Source organism: Duganella sp. CF458 (genome assembly GCF_900113115.1).
Lineage (GTDB): Bacteria > Pseudomonadota > Gammaproteobacteria > Burkholderiales > Burkholderiaceae_D > Rugamonas.
In genome coordinates this window covers 1-18,851 of sequence record NZ_FOOF01000027.1, presented here as the reverse complement: position 1 = coordinate 18,851, position 18,851 = coordinate 1, and the positions used below count along the sequence as shown (strand labels likewise).

The window sequence follows — 18,851 nt, the reverse complement described above, 5'->3', positions numbered from 1 at the left end:
GTAGCGCTTACAGGCCGAAGCGTGCGCCCATGCCAAGCAGGGTCGCCAGGCCCAGCCCAGCGAACATGGCGGCAGCGATGCCGTGCACCAGCTTGAGGGGGATTTTCGCGGCCAGCTTGTCGCCTGCAAAGACGGCCGGCACGTCGGCGACCAGCATGCCGAGCGTGGTGCCGGCCACCACCATCAGCGGGTCGGGATAGTGGGCGGCCATGGCCACCGTGGCGACCTGGGTCTTGTCGCCCATCTCGGCCAGGAAGAAAGTCACCAGGGTGGCGCCGAACACACCGAAGCGGCTGGCGATGGTGGCTTCATCGTCCTCGATCTGGTCCGGCACCAGGGTCCAGGCAGCCATGCCGAGGAAAGACAGGCCCAGCACCCAGCGCAGCACTTCCGGTGTCAGCAAAGAGGTGATCCAAGCGCCCAGCGCACCGGCCAGGCCATGGTTGAAGATGGTGGCGATAAAGATGCCGGCGATGATCGGCAGCGGCTTCTTGAAACGGGCCGCCAGCAGGAAGGCCAGCAGCTGGGTCTTATCGCCGATTTCGGCCAGGGCGACGACGCCGGTTGAGATGAGGAGGGATTCCATTGTATTAATCCAGGCCGGGCACGGACGAATGACCACAGCACGCCCCCGGCCTAAATCGGCGGCGCTGTGGTCAAAGGTCTTGCCAAGTATGGGACCGCATATGCCATGGCCTGTGGGCCAAGTGTGTTGACATATGCCTCCTCCGCAGGTGGAGGAGAAGCTACTCCCCAATGACGGGCGGGATTGTAACCCGAAACCGGCAAACGGGGTCAGCCCCCCCCGTTTGCCGGTTTCAGCCGCCCCCAGTGCGCGACGAGCGCGGCAACGCCGTCCCCCGCCGCCAGGCCGACGACAACGCCTGCCCTTCCTCGATCTGCTCCTGGGTCATTCCGCGCGCTACCGCCGCCCGCTGCTCCGCCGCATTGGCAGACCCGCCAGCCGCGGCCAGGTTCCACAACATATAAGCAATCACGTTATCCTGCGGCATGCCGCCAATGTGATACCGGTACATCAGGCCAAGCACCTGCTGCGCATCCGGGTGCCCCTGCTCGGCCGCCTTGCGGAACCAGGTCACCGCCTCCTTATGGTCCTGGATCACCGCATTGCCGGTGTAATACATGGCACCGACCACATACTGCGCATCCGCCTTGCCCTTGGTGGCAGCCTTGCGATGCCAGGTCAGCGCCTGCTTGTAATCCTGCGGCACGCCACGGCCCATGTAATACATCAAGCCAAGCAAATGCTCGGCATCCGTATTGCCCGCCTTGGCCAGCGGCAGGATCTCCTTGTAGGCCAGCGCATAATTCTTGTTGTTATACGCCGTGGCCCCTTCCGCGAACCCGGCATGCGCACTGGCCTGTAGCCCAAGTGCGATGCCGAGCGCGATTAACACGCCTCGTAGTTTTTTCATGGTGCTTTAGATTTATCTCTTTTTATGCACTGCAGAATGTCTCTTACTTCCAGCTCACCTTGCCCAGGCCATCCACGCTCACGTTGCGGGTCGTAGGCTTGCCGTACACGGTCACCGAACCGAGCCCGCTCAAATTCAGGTTGGCGTTGTTGGACGCGTTGATGGTCGCGTTGCCCAAGCCGCTCAAATCCAGGCTCACGTCCTCCGCCTTGAACTGCTGCGCATTCAAGCCGCCCAGGCCACCCAGCGTGGCTTTCAGGTTCTTGCTGCGGCCGCCGATGGTGATGTAGCCCGCCCCCTGCAGGTCCAGGTCGACGTTTTCGTTCTCCGTCACCCACACATGCATGCTGCCCACGCCGCCCAGGTTGGCCTTCAGCTTCTTGTAGTCGCAGACCACCTTCATGCTGCCCGCACCATCCAGGGTGAGGTCGATATTCTCGCCGCTGAAGCCACTCACCTCCGTGCTGCCCACGCCTTCCGACACCAGTTCCCGCAATTGCGGCAGCACCAGCTCTACCTTCACCGCCGAAGACTTCAGCTTGACGCCGCGGCTTTCCGTATCGAGGTACAGCGTGTCGCCGGTCTGCACCGCCGTCACCTTGTTGACGTAGCGCTTGTCGGTGGTGATGTTGAGCGCCGGCGTGTCGCCGCGGCGCAGCTTGAGGTCGATCACGCCGTCGAGCTTGACGCGCACCACGCGCGCATCGATGGGCCGTGTTTCCGTCGTCGTGTCGTCGGCACGGGCCAGGCCCAGCAACAGACACAGCGCGGTGAACAGCCAGCCAATCTGGAATGGTTTCTTCATCTCGTATCCTTGGTAAGTCATCAGCGCATTGTTACAGGTTGGCTGCCGTGAGGACGAAAGGCAGTTCCGGGAGCGCGCCGGTGACGACGTTGGTTGCAATATTAATACCACCAAGGATAATAAGGGCGGCCAGGAAGATGGCTTCCATGTTTTTAGCGATTTTCATTTTGCACTCCCGAAATGACTGGTTTTTCGATGGTTTCATCATATCGGCCGCCCCTGCCCCCGTCCTGCCCTATGCGACGAAATGCAAAAAACAGGGAACAGGCGGATAATCCGACTGCCTTTTCGTCATTCCCGAGGGAAACACAATGCATAACAAAGTCCTGACCCTGGCCGCCCCGGCCATGGTTGCCGCCCTGCTCTCCTCCGCGGCATACTCCGCCCCGGAGCTGACCGCCGCCCACAAGCTGTACCAGGCCAATTGCGCCCAATGCCACGGCAAGGACCTGCAAGGCGCCGCCGGCCCCAACCTGGCCGACGCAACCTGGCTGCACGGACACCCCACCAAGGCCAACCTGGTGCGCGTGATCGGCAAAGGCTTGATCGACAAAGGCATGCCGGCCTGGGACAAGCAACTGGGCAGCGCCCAGGTCAGCCAATTGGCCGAATACCTGCTGCCGGCCAATGCCGCCGCCCGCAAGGCCGCCGCCGGGACCGGCCGCGCCACTGCGCCGGCCGCCCCGGCCAAAGGCCTGTCCGCCCTCACGCTGCCGAAAGGTTTCCAGATCGCCGTCTATGCCGACAAGGTTGATGGCGCACGCGAACTGGCCGTGACCGACAGCGGCCTGGTCTTCGTTGGCTCGACCAAGGCAGGCAAAGTCTACGCCCTGGTTGACGCCAACAAGGACGGCGTCGCCGAAAAAGTCGTCACCGTCGCCGAAGGCTTGAACAATCCCAACGGTGTCGCCCTGTTGAACGGCGACCTGTACGTCGGCGAAATTTCGCGCATCCTCAAGTTCGACGATATCGAAAAGAACTACGCCGCCAAGCCAGCCTACAAAGTCATCAAGAGCGACCTGCCAACCGAAACCTGGCACGGCGCCAAATACATCAAGGCCGGCCCGGACGGCAAGCTGTACATCCCGATCGGCGCACCTTGCAATGTCTGCGACAAGGAAAACGAGGCCTACGCCAAGATCTGGCGCATGAACCCCGATGGCAGCAACTGGGAACTGTACGCGCGCGGCGTGCGCAACACGGTTGGCTTCACCTGGCATCCGGTGACGAAGGAACTGTGGTTCACCGATAACGGCCGCGACGAAATGGGCGACAACACGCCGTCCTGCGAATTGAATGTGGCGCCGAAAGCCGGCATGCACTTCGGCTTCCCCTACTGCCATGGCGGCGTGCTGCCTGATCCGCAGTTCGGCAAAGGCAAGAGCTGCGATGCCTATGTCCCGCCAGTGGCGGCACTCGGGCCGCACGTGGCGCCGCTTGGCCTGGCCTTCTACACGGGCACGCAGTTCCCCGAACAATACCGCAACCAGTTGCTGATCGCGGAACACGGATCGTGGAACCGCGCCAACAAGATCGGCTACCAGGTGCGCCTGGTCACCCTGCACGGCAACAAGCTGGTCAGCGACACCGCCTTCATCGACGGTTTCCTGCAGAACGAAGAGGTCAGCGGCAGGCCGGTCGATATCGCGGTGATGCCGGATGGTTCGATACTGGTTTCCGACGACCACGCGCACAAGGTGTATCGCGTTACCTACCAACGTTGATGGGGCATATGCGCAAGGTATCGCCGCAGTCACTTTCATCAAAATATTGAAATTCCGCCTGCCTCCTCCAAGGCTATATTGGAAAGTGCCAGACAACAATTAGAACTGGCACCCTTGGTCCACGAATGGAGGCAGTCATGAAGCAATACTTCGCTGCCGCTGGGCTGTTTGTGTTCGCTGCGACCGCAGCGGCACAAAGCGGCACCAGCGCTGACCAATCGGTGGTTGTGCCCGCGCAGAAGCAAGTGAATTTGGAACGCAAGCTCATCTCACCGCAAGAGTTCTATCAATACCAGGGCGCCTATGCCCTGTCCAACGGCCAGACCCTCACTCTGTCGCGCGGCGCAGTCCACCTCTACGCGCAAGTTGGCCATCATCCCCGGCAGCAAATCCTTTGGCAAGGCGACGGCAAGTTCATTGCAGCCGACGGCAGCCTGGATATGAACATCGTCTGGAAAGACGACGATACCGCCACCGGTGAACTGAACTTTTCGCCAAGCATGGCCGGTCATCAACCGGTGCATGCCACCCTCTCAATAGCCTCGCGCTAAACGCGAGCGAAAGCCTGCGCATCGCGGTTACAAACCAAGGTGACGCAGGGGTAGCATCCTGCCCAACCGGGCACTATATTGAAAGAGCCAGGCAATTTTAGAGCCCTGGCCACACCAAAAAAATTGGAGGCAATCATGAAGCGGTTAGTGGCTACCGGCTGCCTGTTCGCGCTCGCCCTTACGGCGGTCGCACAGGGCAGCGAACAAACAGTTTTGATCCCCGCCTCGAAAGAGGTTTCACGCAGCTATATGTCGCCCGACGAATTCAGCAAATACAAGGGCGCATACGACCTCTCCAACGGCAAGACGCTGTACCTGATTCGCAAGGCTACGCGCATGTATGCGCGGGTCGACGACCAGAGCGAACACGAAATCACCCGCGCCGGCAATGGGAAGTTCCAGGCCCTGGACGGCAAGATGTGGATGGAACTCGTGTGGGCAAATGACAACTCCGTCGGCGGCAGCTTGAACTATGTCGACGAATCGCCATCGATGGCCGGCCTGGAACCCAAGGTAATCAGCATCCGGTTTGCGTCGCGCTGACCTTAGGGAGGCTATCGTGAAACGCCTATTGCTCGCGTGCGGCCTGGGCTTCTTCGCTTCTAGCGTTCCCGCCCAAAGCCAGACTTCGGTCGAAACAGTTGTGGTGCCTGCCCAGAAGGACGTGAAGCCGCTTACGTTGTGGCCCGACGAAATCCTTGAATTTATTGGCGACTACCAGCTCGCCAACGGCAAGACCTTGTACCTCACCAGGCAAGGCGCCAGGATGTACGGCCAGATTGGCTCGCTACCGAAGCACGAACTGATCGCCACAGGATTGCGCAAATTCAGCGCAGCGGACGGCCAGCTTTCCGTCCACATCAAATACACTTGGGACGGCCAGATCACCGGCAATGTAGCTTATGTCGATAGCAATCGCAGCGCAGGCCTCGTGCACGTGCTGGTGGAATTCGCCTCACGCTGAAAAGGGGGCGCCATGAAAAGAACAATTGCGACACTGGGGCTTGCCATGTGCTGCACGCAAGCCCTGGCGCAGCAACAAGCCGATGTCGGCCGGGTGATCGTTCCGGCCGCCAAACCCCAGCCATACTTTATCTGGCCGGACGACCTGCAAGCCTACAAGGGCGAATACTATCTTTCCAACGGCAAGAAGATGTACATCAACCGCATTGCCAACCACCTTTACGCGCAGGTGGGCAAGCAGACCGAAAGGGAAATTGTAGCCACGGGTGAGAACATGTTTGAATCGGTTGACAAGAAAATGACCCTCAACATCGTCATCTCGCGCCAAGGCTATGTCAGTGGCAGCATTGTTTATCAAGATGAGGACCTGCCAGAAAAACCGCTGGCCTATGCCTCCCTCATGACGCGCTAGCCGCGGGCACGTCCGGGCCGCCAGCAGGAACTGCGCTGGCGGCCTCTTTTTACTGGCGCAGCGCCGTCTCGTCCGCGCCTGGCTGGCGTACCAGCAGGCTGTGGACCTTGCCGTCCGCGCCGCGCTGGAACTCAAGGCTCGCCAGCGATCCTTCCATGTAGAAGCTGTCCGGCGCATGCGCCATGATCGGTGCGGCATCGCGCCCCTCTCGCTGCAGCACCAGTTTGTCGCCGTCGCGCCGCACCACGCGCTTGACCTTGTCCGTGCCGACGTAAGTGCCGACGAAGGCATCCAGCGACTCCGGAGCCAGCGCAATCGGCTTGAACTCGGCGAACGGCTGGCCGATCGCAATGCCCGCCGCCTTGTAGGCGATTACCGGCGTGTTCACCGCCCCGCCGTTGCCGTTGGTGAGCACCGCAACAAACACCTTGTCGTCCGGCAGCCGCAGCGCCTGTGCGGTAAAGCCCGGGATCGAGCCGCCATGGTGGATCATCTTGTGGCCCGACAGCGTGCCGATATGCCAGCCGTAGCCATAGTTGCATGGCGCCTCCTTCGGCAAGCGGCATGACGTGAAGGCCTGGCGCCAAGTGGCCGGCTTGAGCAGCTTGCCGCCGCTGACGGCTGCATCCCAGCGCGCCATATCCTCCGCCGTAGTCACCAGCGCACCGGCCGAATAGGCCAGGGTCACGTCGATATCCTTCACTGCCACGATCTCTTTTCCGCTCAGGCGGTGGCCCTTGATGTGGCGTTTGGCGCTGCGCTCGAAGCCTTCGTGGGCTGTGTCCTGCATGGCTAGCGGCTCGAAGATGTTCTTCGCGATGAAGTCGTGGTACTTCATGCCGGACAGCTTTTCAATGATAAGGCCCAGCAGGAAGTAGCCCGAATTGCTGTAGCTGTATCGCTCGCCCGGCGCGAATTCCAGTGGCTCCTTGGCGAAAACGTCGAACACCTGCGTGAGCGTGACGCCTTCATCCGGCAGATCGCGGAAGCCTTTCAGCGCAGTGTAGTTCGGGATGCCGGAGGTGTGCTGCAACAGGTGTTCGATGGTGATGCGAGGGCCCTTGTCCGGGAAATCCGGCAGGTACTTGCGGATATCGTCCTTCACCGACAGCTTGCCCTGCTCCGCCAGCATCAGGATGCCGACTGCGGTGAACTGCTTGGTGATCGAACCCATGCGAAACTGCATGTCCGGCTGCATTGGCGTGTTTTCCGCCACGTTGGCCAGGCCGTAAGCCTTGCGGAAGACCGGCTTGCCGTCGCGCGTGACGATGACCGTGGCGCCTGGCCAATTCGGCTTGAACATAGGCGCCAGCGCGGCATCAAGGCGCTGCTCGAGCGGGGTTTCCGCCATCGCGCTGTTGCCTAGCAGAAGAGAGAGTGATACGAAGAGAGTCGCGGTTATTTTCGTCACAGTGTGGCCTCCTCAAAATCTGGATGCTAATCCCGCCCTGCCCCGTGCGGTTGGGCGAACCGACGAATGGTTGATTCCGGGGGGCGAATGGCCGGATACCCGGCGTGAATGTCAGGCACCCTTGCGTTTCGGCGCTTTATGCTCCCACGCCTGCTTCACCAGGCGCTTGACCACCGCTGCATCGGCCTTTGCCAGTTCTACCCGCACGCCCAGCACCTTGCTGCCCCATACCAGCTTTTCCGCGAAGGAGGAATACAGCTCCAGTACTTCATCGCGCTTTTCGTCGGGAATGAAGATGTGGACGAATTCCTCCCCGGGAGGGGTGGTGACGAATATCTTGCCCTTCACGCGGAACGAGCCGAAATTGTGATGCGGCTCTTCGCTGACGTCCGGCAGCGACATGGCGAAGGTGCGGACAGTGGAGAATCTCACTTTGCCGCCGGCTTCATGATTTTCGAATGGACCTGGTTCACCATCATCAGTCCTGCCGAGCCGAAATGGGTGTGGTACTCCGCCACCATTTCGCCTTTGACGATGACGGGATCTGTCGCCACCAGCGCCTTGGCCTCATCGATGCTTTCCACTGCGAAGATGAAAATGCCGCGCGCGCCGCCGACGCCATCCAGCGGGCCGGCATAGGCCAACTTGCTCTCATCGGCCAGGCGCTGGATATTGGCCATATGGCCGGCGAACATTTCGGTTCGTTCCTGTCCCGCCGGCACCTTGTTCGGGCCCGTACGCAGCACCACGAACACGTATTTGCGCATGCCATGTTCATTCCCGCCCAACGACTTCGCCAGCTCGGCATCGTATGCGGGCGGCGTTGATGATTGCGATTGCGCCTGCGCCAAGCAGGCCAGCGCGGCCAGCAAGATCGCGCTCAAGACTTTTTTCATTTTCTCTCCCCTAGTCGCCAGTCGATCCCGGCATCGAGCACAATCATAACCCGGCGCTCCGCACTCACAAACGCATGCCAAGCCAAATCACTGATTCTGTGGAAATTTCGACGACGGGAGACAGGACTGCGGGCCAGAACTTGCCTTCAGCCGCGTGAGTTGCCGAGCGGTCGTGGTGTTCCTGCTCGTCCGCGACGATGTGCGAGATAGCGGCCGCGGCCTCCGCATCGCTACCGTCCAGGAAGCGCAACTGCTCCCGCAAGTGGGCAAGCACCACGCGCTCCACCGCCACTGTGGTCGCCGCAATGGCTGTCCTGCCAAAGAGTCCGGTCATCAGGCCAAGTACATAGCCTCCGATCGCGCACAGGACAAAGCTGCGGCAGCGCCTGATACCGCGACGCCGCAACTCGGACGCAAAGATCTCGCGATGCGTTTCCTCATGAATCCTGAACTCACGCAGTTCCGCCACCAACCCCGGTGCCGTCAACCGCCCGAAAACAAGCTGCCCTGCGTAGATATGCACCGCGCCATTCTCTCCAGCGTGGTTCACCTTTAAAACGTGCTCCGCAAACGTGTGCGCCCTATTCTTCGATTGCTTCAATGCCCTGCTCCTTGAGTTTTTCAAGGTGGTCAAGCATTTCACGAAGCCGTTCTGGCGGATGGCCTGTCCACTCCACGACTTCACCGGTGACACGCAGCGGTTCACGCGAGCGATATGACTTGGTCGGATTGCCGGGAAAGCGCTTGTTCGTCAGGTTTGGATCGTCCTCAATCGCCCCCGTCGGCTCCACGATATAGATCCTGCCCCGCCCTTCTCCTACCGCCAATTCGGCTCCCCAGGTTGCCGCTTCCAGGGTCGCGGAGAGATAGACGAAATTGGCCTGCCGCCGCGTCCCGTAATTGGAGGAAAAGCCGCGCTCAATCAGGTCTCCAACCTTCAGGTCGGCCTTGGTGCCATGATAAAAAGGTCCCTCGATCACAATACCCCCTTAGTTTCCTGCCACCGCGGCCGCCGAACCATCGATCACTCTTCATCGAGAATCTGGCCTAGCAGCCTTTCATCGGCAAATTCAAAAAACGGCATCTCGCCAGAAATCTCGCGTGTCTCATGATCCCAATCGACTGTGAGCGGATCCGCGTCGTCGCGACTGTGGCGGTGGAAGGCTTGGCAATTGCCCGCGCCATCCGAGCAGAACTCAAGCAGATCTTGAAACTGGTAATCGTCAGGAAGGAAGCCTTGTTCCTTCGCGATCGGATCCATGAGTTCGCCCAGATCCACCAAGTTTCGGCTAGCAAGCATTCCGCCCTCAAGAGCACCCAGGCCGTCATGGACCATGCACAGTTCGCGCATCGATTGAGGTACGATCCACCCCATGGCCTCCGCCCGCTCCGAGAGTCGCGGTGTTGGATTTGGGGCGCCACCGACGATCAGTTCGTAGTAAGGCCGGCCGTCATACAGTGCCCGGTCAACAAGATAAACAAGCTTCCAAGCGCCCTCGCTGCGCACTGGCACGACCCACCGAATTCGTTCTTCCAGCGTTGTTAAAAACTCCGGAAGCAGCCGGCGAAGTGGCGATAGCACCTGCTCCACAGCATCGATGGCCTCCATGCCTTCGATCTGCCACGGACAGGTGGCATCGAAAGAAGGGACGAGATCATATTGGCTGATAATGAACTCGGCCCCAGGTCGGCCGAAGCGGTCGAGAATCGATCGTTCCAAATCGGTTGTTCGATGAAATTCCGGCTCGAACGGCAACGCTCTATCGCGAATCAAATCGCGTTTGAGCTGGGCGCGTATGAGGTCATTCAGTTGTTCCATTTGATCAGATCCAGGTTCTTAAAGTTTCTGCTACGGGCGAGAAGCGACTCAGCTCCAGAATTTCCACCAAGGTTTCGTCTTGCTCTCCTGGTGAGGCTGGCGCTCCAAATGCTGCAGGGTTGCAGTTTGGTCCTGGTAGGTGAAATCAAGTTTGTACGACCAGGAGCCATCCTCCCGGAAGAAATGCAGCACCGCCTTGACCCACCAATCTCCCGACTCCCGCATCTCGACGTAAAGGTCTTCGCAGAGCTGTCGCAGCTGGCCACTGATTTGCGCCTTGTCTTCGCTGCTCGCATTCTTGAGCGAATAGTTCATGTAAGAGCCGTCGCAATCAATGGTCAGGTATCCTGCCTGCCAGCTTTCGGGCGAACACGAAATCGACTCTTTTAGCAGCGCAATCAAATGTCCGTTATAGCGGTCAAAACGATTTGACAAAGTACCTCCTCATAAATAGATAAAGTTCATCGCCAGCCTTTTCATCACTGCTGTGCCACCGTGGCGCCAGCATTGATCAGCAAGGTCTCAATCTCTTTTAACCCCTTGGTTCGCGCATAGGTCAGCATCGAAGGCTCACCATTTCTCATACGTCCATCCGGGTTTGCGCCAAGTTGCAGCAATAGCGCTACGATTTCGGCCTTGTCCTTACGGTGGCTTTTGATGACAAACGCCAGAGGCGTGCCGCCATACTTATGCTCGCCGTTGATGTCAGCGCCCCGCTCCACAAGCAAGCGGATGCTGTCCGGCGAGGCATCGACCGCAGAAGCCTCATGCAGCGCCGAATACGTACCACCGCACCACACATTGGCGCTGATGCCTCGGTCCAGCAAGAGTTTGACGACGGCCGGATATGGCATTGCCATGTGCAGAGCGCTGCGGCCGCCGAAGGTACCCGCAACTCGAACGTGCAAATCCGCGCCTTGTTGCAACGCCTTTTCGACACCGGCCATATCTCCCTTCTTGACAGCCGTGAGGAAAGCTTCATCCATTGGACGGTTCTTGGTCAGTTTCGTTGCGCCCTTTGCCACCAGCTTCTGGCGAATGCTTTCGCGGGCCGCCGCATTCTCGATCTGCGAAATATAGTCCAGCGTGGTGTAGCCGTCGGCATGGAACAAATCGGTGCGGGCGCCGTTGGCGAGAAGGATGTCCACGATGTCTTCGCGCGATTCGGCCATTGCGTAGTCCAAGGCGGAAATGCCGCCATTGTTCACGTCATTCGGATTCGCTTTCCGGTCCAGCAGTAGCTGCACCGTCTCGGGCTTGCCGGTCAACGCTGCGGCCATCAAATAGGTGGCGCCGTCTTTAAAGCGGTTATCGAGCTTCACGCCGCTATCGAGAAGGACTCCCAACGTTTCAACGTTCGCATCGGGCCAATTCACGAGCTGGAACACTATGTCGGTTTTGCGATTATCCCGCCACTGCGGATCGGCACCGCGGGCCAACAACGCACGCACGATATTGGTGTTGCCACGCATGGCCGCCGTGTAGATCGGCGTGACCAAATTCCCGTCAGGCATACGCACCGGGACATTGATTCCCTTGGCGCCGGCATCCAGCAGAGCTTCAACAACTGCAGCATTTCCGCTACCGAGTGCAATCCACAAAGCCGATACGCCGCGACTGTCCACCGCATCGGGATTACCACCTTTTGCCAGCAGGCCCTTGAGCTGAATCGCATCGCCTTGCGCTGCAAGCCGAAGAATATCGATATCAACTGGCTTGGCCTCGGCAGCTATCGCCGGCAGTGGTGCAACAGCGGAAGTCGCCACGCAACTAGCCGACAGCAAAGTGAACACCGCATACAGGGTGCTTGCGAGACGTGACATTGGCTCCTCCAAGGGCGCTCATCGCGTACATGCGCGACGGACTATTATGAGAATGAAATATATGGTGTTCGACAGGCCTTAACCGGTCGCCGGCGGCAGGATAGCATTCTTGTCCATATGCAAAATGCGCAAATTCTCACGCTCGGCAAATCTAGTCGCGAGCGCTGAGGCAGGCAATCCCGTTCGCTAACGTTCTCAGCCGTAGGTCACCATGGTCACAAAGCTCAACTGTCTGAGCGCAGAAACCAGCTCGCGGGCGATCTCAACACTCTGCGTGGGGACTCGCACGACTTCGCCTGACAGGCATTTGTCGATCGCCTCTTTTGCTGCGGCTAGGCCAATGCCGGAGTATGTTCGGATGCACTGGATGGCGGGAATCTTGAGCGAATCAGGCTGTCCTCCAGATATCTCGACCTCCGGATTTGCCTTTTCGTTCGCATCTCCACAAAAGGAAAACGCTTCCATCGACTCCACCGCGGGTCGGTGATAGCTGATAAAAGTAGCGGGAGCGCCATTTCGAGGTACGAAGAGCGGCGCATTTCCGACCAGACAGTCTCTAAAGTCCCCGGTCTCCAAAAACCGTGCGGACTGATAATAGTAGACCCATCCAGCCTCGAACTCTTCGATGTGGCCATCGATGAGCATTGCCTTCATTTCCCTGAAATCGCCTGAAGCCAGCATGCTGATGGCAACCTTTCTGGCTTGTTCTGCTGTGCGCAAATTCTGGGCAAATCCTTGCGGGTTCGTCATATTCAATTGATCCAACGCCCAAGCGCAGCCGCGGCTTTACGGTGGCGAAGCAAACATAAGGACGCCAACTGGAACTTGTGACTAAGCCTCATCTTCACCTGCAGGAATGTAGTCGTCCGGCTGCGCGATGTGGCCGGCTTCCAGCTGAGACGCCCGATGCTGCTCAATGGCGATTTCTCGAAAGAGCTGAACTCTCGCTCTCGCCTCAGGAAGAGTAAGCGGCTCATCCTCGCCCGCGCTATCCGATTGCTCCGAAACCGCGAGAGGCAGCCTCCCGCTTTCGATCTCCGTCAGCAAACGTACCACCCTTGGCCTGCCAGCCGGCCAATCGCCCGAAAAAACCTGAATCTCAAATAACCAGTCCGAGCGTCCCGCGCGCTCCTTGATCTCACTGATAGACAGGGTGCATTCGCGGCGAATCGCCGAAATGTCCCGGGCTGATAGAACCGCATCCGCAGCCCGAAATCGAATGTTCATAAATAGGCCCAATGTGCTATGCCAGCTCTTCAACCGTGACGGAACCAAAGTTTCGAACAAGCTGCGCCACTACGAACCCTAGGTACTTGCGGCCGTGTCCACCGTGGTCGCAGAAGTACAACCCATACTCCTTCACGATGGCCATTGCGTCGGGCATTCCGGAGAGGTGGTTAGGTTTCGGATCCGTATTCAATTAAAGTTGCCTGAAGTGCTTTGACCACTTTTACGCGTTTGGCTTCGGACTTGATCCCGGGGGCAAGGCGGCAAAACCACGGCTGCCAGTGGTGCTCAAGTCCGTTATTGTATTCTTTGGTGCTCGGATGGACCTTCTCTTCAAAATAGCGCAACGCTTCGTGAATTTGATCGACGGATACGAACTGAAAGGTGAACCCCGCAACTTCAACAAAGTAAACCCAAGACTCCAGAAGGTTGTCCCGCGGCGCATCCATAGGTAGGCCGCCCGCGTCCTGATAGCCGCGCATAAAGTCGCGATGCTTGCTGGGGTCCAGTTTCTCTTTCCAGTGCCTTGCCATAAGTGCGTACAACTTAATCTAACGTGCCCCTCAGCGGCGCCGCATGCCTTCCGCTAGAGCTAAATGTCAGGGGCTTTAGAATTTGAAATCCAGTTCGTGGTTTTCAAATACATAGGTACCCCTGAACTTATTTATCGATCCTACTACTTCACGCACTTAATCCGCGATGCGCTCGGCCACCTGGTCGCCAATGGTCTGCTGCATCAACAGGCTAGTAACTTTGCCGCCGGCATCGCGCCGAAATTCAACGCTATTCATGGTTCCCTCCATGAAGAAGCTGGTCGACGCATACGGCTTCAGGTCTGTCGCCGGACGGCCATCGCGCTGCCAGGTCAGAGTTGGCCCCTTGCGACGCACCGTACGCGTGCTGTTATCGGCCAGCTTATAAGTGCCGACGAAGGCATCCAGCGCCTCCGACGTCAGAGCGATGACCTTCCGCTCTGGGAATGGATCGCCGATTGCAATGGCTGCAGCATGCTGCGCAACGACTTCCGAATTGAGCAAACTGCGTTCGCCATTGCTCAACACAGCCACATAAACCTTATCGTCCGGCAGGCGAATCACGTGACCATTAAAGCCAGGAATATCACCGCCGTGCGCTATTTCCTGGTGCCCGCGCAGTTTGCCAATAGTCCAACCGAAACCATAATTACATGCCGACGCATCAGGCAGCGTGCATGGCGTGAAAGCCTGCTTCCAGCTTTCCGCCGTCAGCAGCTTACCGGCGCTAATGGCGGCATCCCAACGCGCCAGGTCGTCAACGGTGGAAACCAGCGCACCCGCCGCGTAGGGCAATGACATGCTGATTTGTTCGGCCGGACTATAGCCCGAGAAAAATCCGCCGCGATAGCCAGGAATGCGGCGCTTCGTGCTGCGCTCCGCGCCTTCGTAGGCCGTATCCACCATACCTAAAGGCTCAAAGATGTTCCGTGCAATAAAATCGGCATAGCGCATGCCGGAGGCTTTCTCGATAACTGCGCCAAGCAGGAAGTAGCCAGAGTTGCTGTAGGCCCAGCGTTCGCCTGGCGCGTAGTCCAGCGGTTCATTCTTGAACAAGTCGATCATTTGCGCGACGCTCATGTCCTTGCGCGCCACCGACCAGAACGAACGCATGGCCGTGTAGTTGTGGATGCCGGACTTGTGCTGCAGCAGCTGCTGTATGGTGATGGACTTGCCCTTGGTCGGATAGTCCGGCACGAACCGCGTGATGTCGTCCTGCAGCGAAAGTTTGCCCTGCTCCGCCAACATCAGGATTGCCACTCCGGTGAACTGCTTGGTGATTGAGCCCAGTCGCAACTGCATATCCGCCTGTAGCGGGACCTTTTTGTCGACGTCGGCCAGGCCATATGCTTTGCGGAAGACCATCTCGCCATCTCGCATCACAATGACGGCGGCGCCGGGGGCGCCGGACTTGAACATGGGCGCCAACTTGGCATCCAGCAGACCCTCCAGGGAAGTATTGTTAGCGTGTGCGAAGCAGGCCTGCAGCAACAGCGCTGCGCCAACGATTGGGTGTAAGGACATCAATGGGGCTCCTGAAAAAGTCGGCATATCTTAACTTACCAAGGATCAGGAAAGGCTCACCAAAATCCACCACGCTTCCCGGGCTGCGGCAATACGCAGCCTGGAGGTAATTGGCCAACAATGCCATCAGATCTCGCGTCCTCTTGAGCTGAATGTCAGGACAAATAAGCTCGTTCATTGGTGCACCTCGAGTCCATCCCACTTGGGTGAAAAGCCAAGAGACTTGGCCAGTGTTTCAAAGTCTTCAAACTTCGTACGTGAGATGGCATCCTTCGTGCGCCAAGTAGCGTCGCACTCATCGCACAGCCAAAGCTCCAGAGAAATTGCGCGGACAGTCACATGTAGTACGTGACCTTGACCGTCGCAACGTGGACAGGGAATCGGTGCACTCATTGAATTTCTAACGTCTAAGATATCTGGCTGAAGGAACCGCAGCGTAGGCAGTACGGTTGCCCGCAAGGTTAGCCCAATTACACATGCTCGATCTCCTCCGCGAAAAAATCCGCGAGCCAAATGGAAACACCGTCTTGACCGGAGCACTCAACGACATACTTGTTCGGGAGGCCATGGGCAGTCAAGATGTTAAGCAGCGTACCTACGTCACCAGGAGCCGGGGCTCGCTGATTCAAGCGCCAGCCATCGAGAGCACCGCCAGATTGAATCAGCCGGCACACGCGAACGAGTTCGTATTCTTTGAAAGGAGCTGCCATTGGGCTACCGTAATCGGTCGGCGGTGTGCGAAGGCGGGAACGGCCCGCTGTAGCACGTTAGCTGAGGCTTATTGTCGGACATTCCTTCGCCTCTTGAAAAAGAACCATAACGAGCAGACCAACGACGCTCCATAGACCAGCGCGCCCGAAAGCGCGTTTGCGGACCTATCGTGAAAATCTTCAAGCAAGAAGAACGGAGAAAACGGCGCGAATACCAAGAACTCAGGAAAACCACTAAATGGCACGTGAGCATGACCATCGTAGTGGGGCCACTTGAAATATAGCAGGTAGGCCGCGCCGGCAAAGAGATAGCTAGCAACGATCTTAGCGAGAATTGTGAACAGGACTTTCATTGCTCCGTAAATGCCCAACGTTGCTGTTCAGCGGGCGCCGAAGGCGATCCGCTGGAATAAATAAATGGTTAGACCGCATTTGCTCTTGCTACCGCGCGCGCCCTGGCGATTGCGGTCCAAGTAGTTTGGTCTAGGTCCAGTTCAGGAAACGCCCGTATCGCTGGATTGATAAGTTTTTCAACGACCTCCCCCATCACCTCGCCGAAGGCAAGTTTAATCTTTTTTTGGTCTGCGTCAGACAGTCCAACGAGCACCTCTCGCACTGCTTTGTCGAGAGCCGCCATAGCGTCGATGCCTCCGTCGCGAGCTGAACGAGCGGAGTCTAGTGTTGGGAAGGTCATTTGATTCATTCGTTGAATTCTAACGTGTAAGGTGAAGGCTCCACTGGTCACAACGGAAGCCCTCTCACAATATTGCCGGATTGTTGCCAGAATATGCACGGACAGTAGGAAAAGCAGTAGCCCAAAACTTAAAAATAATGTGGCCTTGTTCGCTAAGCCATGATTCAGCCTCGCTAGACGCGACCTTTGCCACGGAGAAGTGCAATTTATAACGGCGTACTGCTGCCGCAACATCGTTCCGCAGCCCAGCTGTATCTTCGGCGGAAATAACGAAGACCTTGCCTTGTTCTGACGCGTATAGCCGTTTTCGCCAGTACGAACTTTGGCTCGCATCAACGACGCCCAGCCCAAGCCAGTAGCGGTGGAGTTTTTTCGTGAGGCGCTTGCTTCGATTAGTCATTGCGGGGAGAACTAACGTCCAAATTCAGCGCGCGCCGTTGGCAGTCCGCTGGAACGCAGTACTGGACCGAGCGCCTGTACTGGCCACCGACGGCCAACGAAGCTGTCGACCACGAAACGCGAGCGGCATTGAGCGATATGTTAGCCATGACGCCAACCCAATAATGTGAATATACCAATACCATTCCGATAAAACCAACACAGCCAAAACTTATAACGAAAGACCAAAATAACACCGGTCGTTCCTCTGCAGTGGTCTGGCCACCGCTCTCCCACTCAATTTTCCGTTTCAGCGCGAACATGACACAGGCCATCAGAGTCACTGTTCCCGCAATTAACTATTCCCACGCGCACCGACGTTCTTCAGCGTCAATTATCGCAGCGCTTGGATCGCCGTAGAAGTCTCCGATCACCACGTTTGATTGATTTTCACGCTCAAGCCACACCGTCTCGTACTCGTGTGAGATTCGGAAGTTTTGCGAATTGGCGAGATGTATGTAAGAGCTAGGCATAACGTTGGACGTAACCGTGAGATAGCCCCCTGAATCGCCGGACACAGTCTATGCATTATCCTTACGACTAGGAATAGGACTAGGCATATGACTAAAAGCAGGCAAACAATCGAGGTGGTGACGGTCAGCGACGAGAAGCGTCGCCGGTGGTCCGCCGCAGAAAAAGCAGCACTAGTGCGCGAAACATACGAGCCAGGAATGAGCGTTTCGCTGGTGGCGCGCAAACATGGAATCAGCGCGAGCCAGCTATTCAACTGGCGGAAATTGGAGCGCGAAGGCGCCCTGGTGGCAGTCCATGCCGGCGAATCGGTCGTGCCAGCCAGCGAGCTCGCAGCCGCCCGTGCCCAAATCGCACAGCTGCAGCGCATGCTGGGCAAGAAGACCATGGAGGCTGAAATTCTGAAGGAGGCCGTGGATTTTGCCCGCGAAAAAAAGTGGCTTGCGCGCGCGCCCTTGTTGCCGAAGGACGACCAGTGAAACCGGTCTGCCAGGCCTTGGGCGTGGCGCGCTCTCACGTGATTGAGTTGATGACGCGGCCTCCGGATTGGGTTGATGGCCGCACGGTGCGCCAGATCGACGTACTTGCCGACCTTGCCTTGGTCGACGCGGTTCGCGCGGAGATTGGTCAATTGCCGACGTACGGATACCGACGCGCTGGGGCACTGGTCAACCGCCGGCGCATGGCAGCGGGCCTGGCGCTGTTTAATCACAAGCGCTTCTATCGAGTCATGAAGGCTTATCGGCTGCTGTTGCCGAAAGCGCCGAAGCGAATCGTCAGCGCCCGCGTGCACAACGGCACTGTGGCAGTTCAGGAATCGAATCGCCGTTGGTGCTCCGACGGCTTTGAGATTGGCTGCGACAACGGCGACGTGGTCACCGGCGTATTCCTGAAAGACTGCTGCGACCGCGAGATCATTTCTTGGCGTGCGTGGTCTAGTCGTGGCCTGCCTGGTGAGCCTGTGCGTGACATGCTGGTCGAGGGTGTTGAAACGCGTTTTGGCGAGGCCAAGGTGCGCAATGACATCGAACTGGAATTCTTGAGTGATAATGGCGGCGCTTTTCGGGCGAAGGATACGCACACTTTGGCCAAGGATCTGGGCATCAAGCCGGTCCACACCCCGGTGTGCAGCCCGCAGTCCAATGGCATGGCCGAGAGCTTCGTGAACACGTTCAAGCGCGATTACGTCAGCCAGATGGACCGGAGCAGCGCCGATATCGTACTGCGACAGATGCCAGCGGCATTCAGGCATTTCAACGAGATTCATCCGCATTCGTCCTTGGGCTATAAGTCGCCAAGCATGTTTCGGGAAGAGCTAACAGGCTGCTGAAATACCGCCCCGAAGCATCAACCGGGGCGGTCGGCCGAATGTTATCCTGACATCCCGTCATTTCCTACCTGAGAATCAATGCGC

General features: G+C 58.1%; 25 protein-coding genes and 1 riboswitch. Of the genes, 6 read left to right on the top strand and 19 right to left on the bottom strand.

The window, feature by feature from the left end; all coding sequences use genetic code 11:
- Nucleotides 1-7: 7 nt before the first annotated feature.
- The 4 genes from BM269_RS27875 to BM269_RS30025 all read right to left on the bottom strand — a co-directional run bounded on the left by BM269_RS27875 (nucleotide 8) and on the right by BM269_RS30025 (nucleotide 2,407).
- The gene (locus tag BM269_RS27875; RefSeq protein ID WP_090445502.1) at nucleotides 8-586 is read right to left on the bottom strand and encodes a TMEM165/GDT1 family protein; all 579 of its coding nucleotides are present in this window, start codon (nucleotides 584-586) and stop codon (nucleotides 8-10) included.
- Between the two features lie 6 nt (nucleotides 587-592).
- A riboswitch (yybP-ykoY riboswitch) is annotated at nucleotides 593-767 on the bottom strand.
- A gap of 51 nt (nucleotides 768-818) precedes the next feature.
- On the bottom strand, nucleotides 819-1,436 hold the full coding sequence (locus BM269_RS27870; protein WP_090445499.1) for a tetratricopeptide repeat protein: 618 nt from the start codon (nucleotides 1,434-1,436) through the stop codon (nucleotides 819-821).
- A 43-nt stretch (nucleotides 1,437-1,479) separates the two neighbouring features.
- The gene (locus BM269_RS27865) at nucleotides 1,480-2,241 is read right to left on the bottom strand and encodes a GIN domain-containing protein (protein ID WP_090445496.1); all 762 of its coding nucleotides are present in this window, start codon (nucleotides 2,239-2,241) and stop codon (nucleotides 1,480-1,482) included.
- A gap of 31 nt (nucleotides 2,242-2,272) precedes the next feature.
- Nucleotides 2,273-2,407 (bottom strand): hypothetical protein, encoded by a 135-nt coding sequence (locus BM269_RS30025; RefSeq protein ID WP_255372318.1) that lies wholly within the window; start codon nucleotides 2,405-2,407, stop codon nucleotides 2,273-2,275.
- A gap of 145 nt (nucleotides 2,408-2,552) precedes the next feature.
- On the opposite strand from BM269_RS30025, the gene BM269_RS27860 reads away from it, so the two are divergent.
- From BM269_RS27860 to BM269_RS27840, 5 genes are all read left to right on the top strand, one after another.
- Entirely contained in the window at nucleotides 2,553-3,965 is a 1,413-nt protein-coding gene (locus BM269_RS27860; protein ID WP_090445493.1) for a DUF7133 domain-containing protein, read from the top strand.
- A 137-nt stretch (nucleotides 3,966-4,102) separates the two neighbouring features.
- Nucleotides 4,103-4,516: a hypothetical protein gene (locus BM269_RS27855; protein ID WP_090445489.1), complete on the top strand. Its 414-nt coding sequence runs from the start codon at nucleotides 4,103-4,105 to the stop codon at nucleotides 4,514-4,516.
- 135 nt (nucleotides 4,517-4,651) lie between these two features.
- The gene (locus tag BM269_RS27850; protein WP_090445486.1) at nucleotides 4,652-5,059 is read left to right on the top strand and encodes a hypothetical protein; all 408 of its coding nucleotides are present in this window, start codon (nucleotides 4,652-4,654) and stop codon (nucleotides 5,057-5,059) included.
- Nucleotides 5,060-5,075: 16 nt separating this feature from the next.
- Nucleotides 5,076-5,480, top strand: coding sequence for a hypothetical protein (locus BM269_RS27845; RefSeq protein ID WP_139232895.1), 405 nt, complete (start codon nucleotides 5,076-5,078; stop codon nucleotides 5,478-5,480).
- Nucleotides 5,481-5,492: 12 nt separating this feature from the next.
- Nucleotides 5,493-5,891 carry a hypothetical protein gene (locus tag BM269_RS27840; RefSeq protein WP_139232894.1) on the top strand — a complete coding sequence of 133 codons (399 nt, stop codon included), beginning with the start codon at nucleotides 5,493-5,495 and terminating at the stop codon, nucleotides 5,889-5,891.
- Nucleotides 5,892-5,940: 49 nt separating this feature from the next.
- Here the strand turns inward: BM269_RS27840 and BM269_RS27835 are convergent, their stop codons facing one another.
- The 15 genes from BM269_RS27835 to BM269_RS27765 all read right to left on the bottom strand — a co-directional run bounded on the left by BM269_RS27835 (nucleotide 5,941) and on the right by BM269_RS27765 (nucleotide 16,537).
- The gene (locus BM269_RS27835) at nucleotides 5,941-7,242 is read right to left on the bottom strand and encodes a serine hydrolase (protein ID WP_090445477.1); all 1,302 of its coding nucleotides are present in this window, start codon (nucleotides 7,240-7,242) and stop codon (nucleotides 5,941-5,943) included.
- Between the two features lie 171 nt (nucleotides 7,243-7,413).
- Complete coding sequence (locus BM269_RS27830) at nucleotides 7,414-7,734, bottom strand: MmcQ/YjbR family DNA-binding protein (RefSeq protein ID WP_139232893.1); 321 nt, start codon at nucleotides 7,732-7,734, stop codon at nucleotides 7,414-7,416.
- Nucleotides 7,731-8,198: a YciI family protein gene (locus BM269_RS27825; protein ID WP_090445472.1), complete on the bottom strand. Its 468-nt coding sequence runs from the start codon at nucleotides 8,196-8,198 to the stop codon at nucleotides 7,731-7,733. Before BM269_RS27825 ends, BM269_RS27830 begins: the two co-directional genes overlap by 4 nt.
- A gap of 64 nt (nucleotides 8,199-8,262) precedes the next feature.
- Nucleotides 8,263-8,799, bottom strand: coding sequence for a demethoxyubiquinone hydroxylase family protein (locus BM269_RS27820; RefSeq protein ID WP_090445470.1), 537 nt, complete (start codon nucleotides 8,797-8,799; stop codon nucleotides 8,263-8,265).
- Nucleotides 8,780-9,178 (bottom strand): NAD(+)--rifampin ADP-ribosyltransferase, encoded by a 399-nt coding sequence (gene arr, locus BM269_RS27815; RefSeq protein WP_373994411.1) that lies wholly within the window; start codon nucleotides 9,176-9,178, stop codon nucleotides 8,780-8,782. Before arr ends, BM269_RS27820 begins: the two co-directional genes overlap by 20 nt.
- Before the next feature lie 44 nt (nucleotides 9,179-9,222).
- On the bottom strand, nucleotides 9,223-10,017 hold the full coding sequence (locus BM269_RS27810) for an SMI1/KNR4 family protein (RefSeq protein WP_090445464.1): 795 nt from the start codon (nucleotides 10,015-10,017) through the stop codon (nucleotides 9,223-9,225).
- 48 nt (nucleotides 10,018-10,065) lie between these two features.
- Nucleotides 10,066-10,452: a hypothetical protein gene (locus tag BM269_RS27805; RefSeq protein ID WP_139232892.1), complete on the bottom strand. Its 387-nt coding sequence runs from the start codon at nucleotides 10,450-10,452 to the stop codon at nucleotides 10,066-10,068.
- 44 nt (nucleotides 10,453-10,496) lie between these two features.
- On the bottom strand, nucleotides 10,497-11,840 hold the full coding sequence (locus BM269_RS27800; protein ID WP_090445458.1) for an ankyrin repeat domain-containing protein: 1,344 nt from the start codon (nucleotides 11,838-11,840) through the stop codon (nucleotides 10,497-10,499).
- Nucleotides 11,841-12,035: 195 nt separating this feature from the next.
- A complete protein-coding gene (locus tag BM269_RS27795; RefSeq protein WP_090445456.1) occupies nucleotides 12,036-12,590 on the bottom strand; it encodes a YrhB domain-containing protein in 555 nt (184 codons plus the stop codon).
- A gap of 81 nt (nucleotides 12,591-12,671) precedes the next feature.
- Nucleotides 12,672-13,067 (bottom strand): hypothetical protein, encoded by a 396-nt coding sequence (locus BM269_RS27790; protein ID WP_090445453.1) that lies wholly within the window; start codon nucleotides 13,065-13,067, stop codon nucleotides 12,672-12,674.
- A 170-nt stretch (nucleotides 13,068-13,237) separates the two neighbouring features.
- Nucleotides 13,238-13,600: a hypothetical protein gene (locus BM269_RS27785; protein WP_090445450.1), complete on the bottom strand. Its 363-nt coding sequence runs from the start codon at nucleotides 13,598-13,600 to the stop codon at nucleotides 13,238-13,240.
- 156 nt (nucleotides 13,601-13,756) lie between these two features.
- Nucleotides 13,757-15,019 (bottom strand): serine hydrolase, encoded by a 1,263-nt coding sequence (locus tag BM269_RS27780; RefSeq protein WP_170860506.1) that lies wholly within the window; start codon nucleotides 15,017-15,019, stop codon nucleotides 13,757-13,759.
- Nucleotides 15,020-15,062: 43 nt separating this feature from the next.
- Nucleotides 15,063-15,302 (bottom strand): hypothetical protein, encoded by a 240-nt coding sequence (locus tag BM269_RS29575; protein ID WP_170860505.1) that lies wholly within the window; start codon nucleotides 15,300-15,302, stop codon nucleotides 15,063-15,065.
- 600 nt (nucleotides 15,303-15,902) lie between these two features.
- Nucleotides 15,903-16,187 (bottom strand): hypothetical protein, encoded by a 285-nt coding sequence (locus BM269_RS27770; RefSeq protein ID WP_090445441.1) that lies wholly within the window; start codon nucleotides 16,185-16,187, stop codon nucleotides 15,903-15,905.
- A 68-nt stretch (nucleotides 16,188-16,255) separates the two neighbouring features.
- The gene (locus tag BM269_RS27765) at nucleotides 16,256-16,537 is read right to left on the bottom strand and encodes a hypothetical protein (RefSeq protein WP_090445439.1); all 282 of its coding nucleotides are present in this window, start codon (nucleotides 16,535-16,537) and stop codon (nucleotides 16,256-16,258) included.
- A gap of 989 nt (nucleotides 16,538-17,526) precedes the next feature.
- Between BM269_RS27765 and BM269_RS27760 the strand changes: the two genes are divergently transcribed.
- A protein-coding gene (locus BM269_RS27760; protein WP_373994410.1) for an IS3 family transposase occupies nucleotides 17,527-18,767 on the top strand; the annotation gives its coding sequence in 2 pieces (ribosomal slippage) (nucleotides 17,527-17,866 and nucleotides 17,866-18,767; 1,242 coding nt in all).
- The last annotated feature ends 84 nt before the right edge of the window (nucleotides 18,768-18,851 follow it).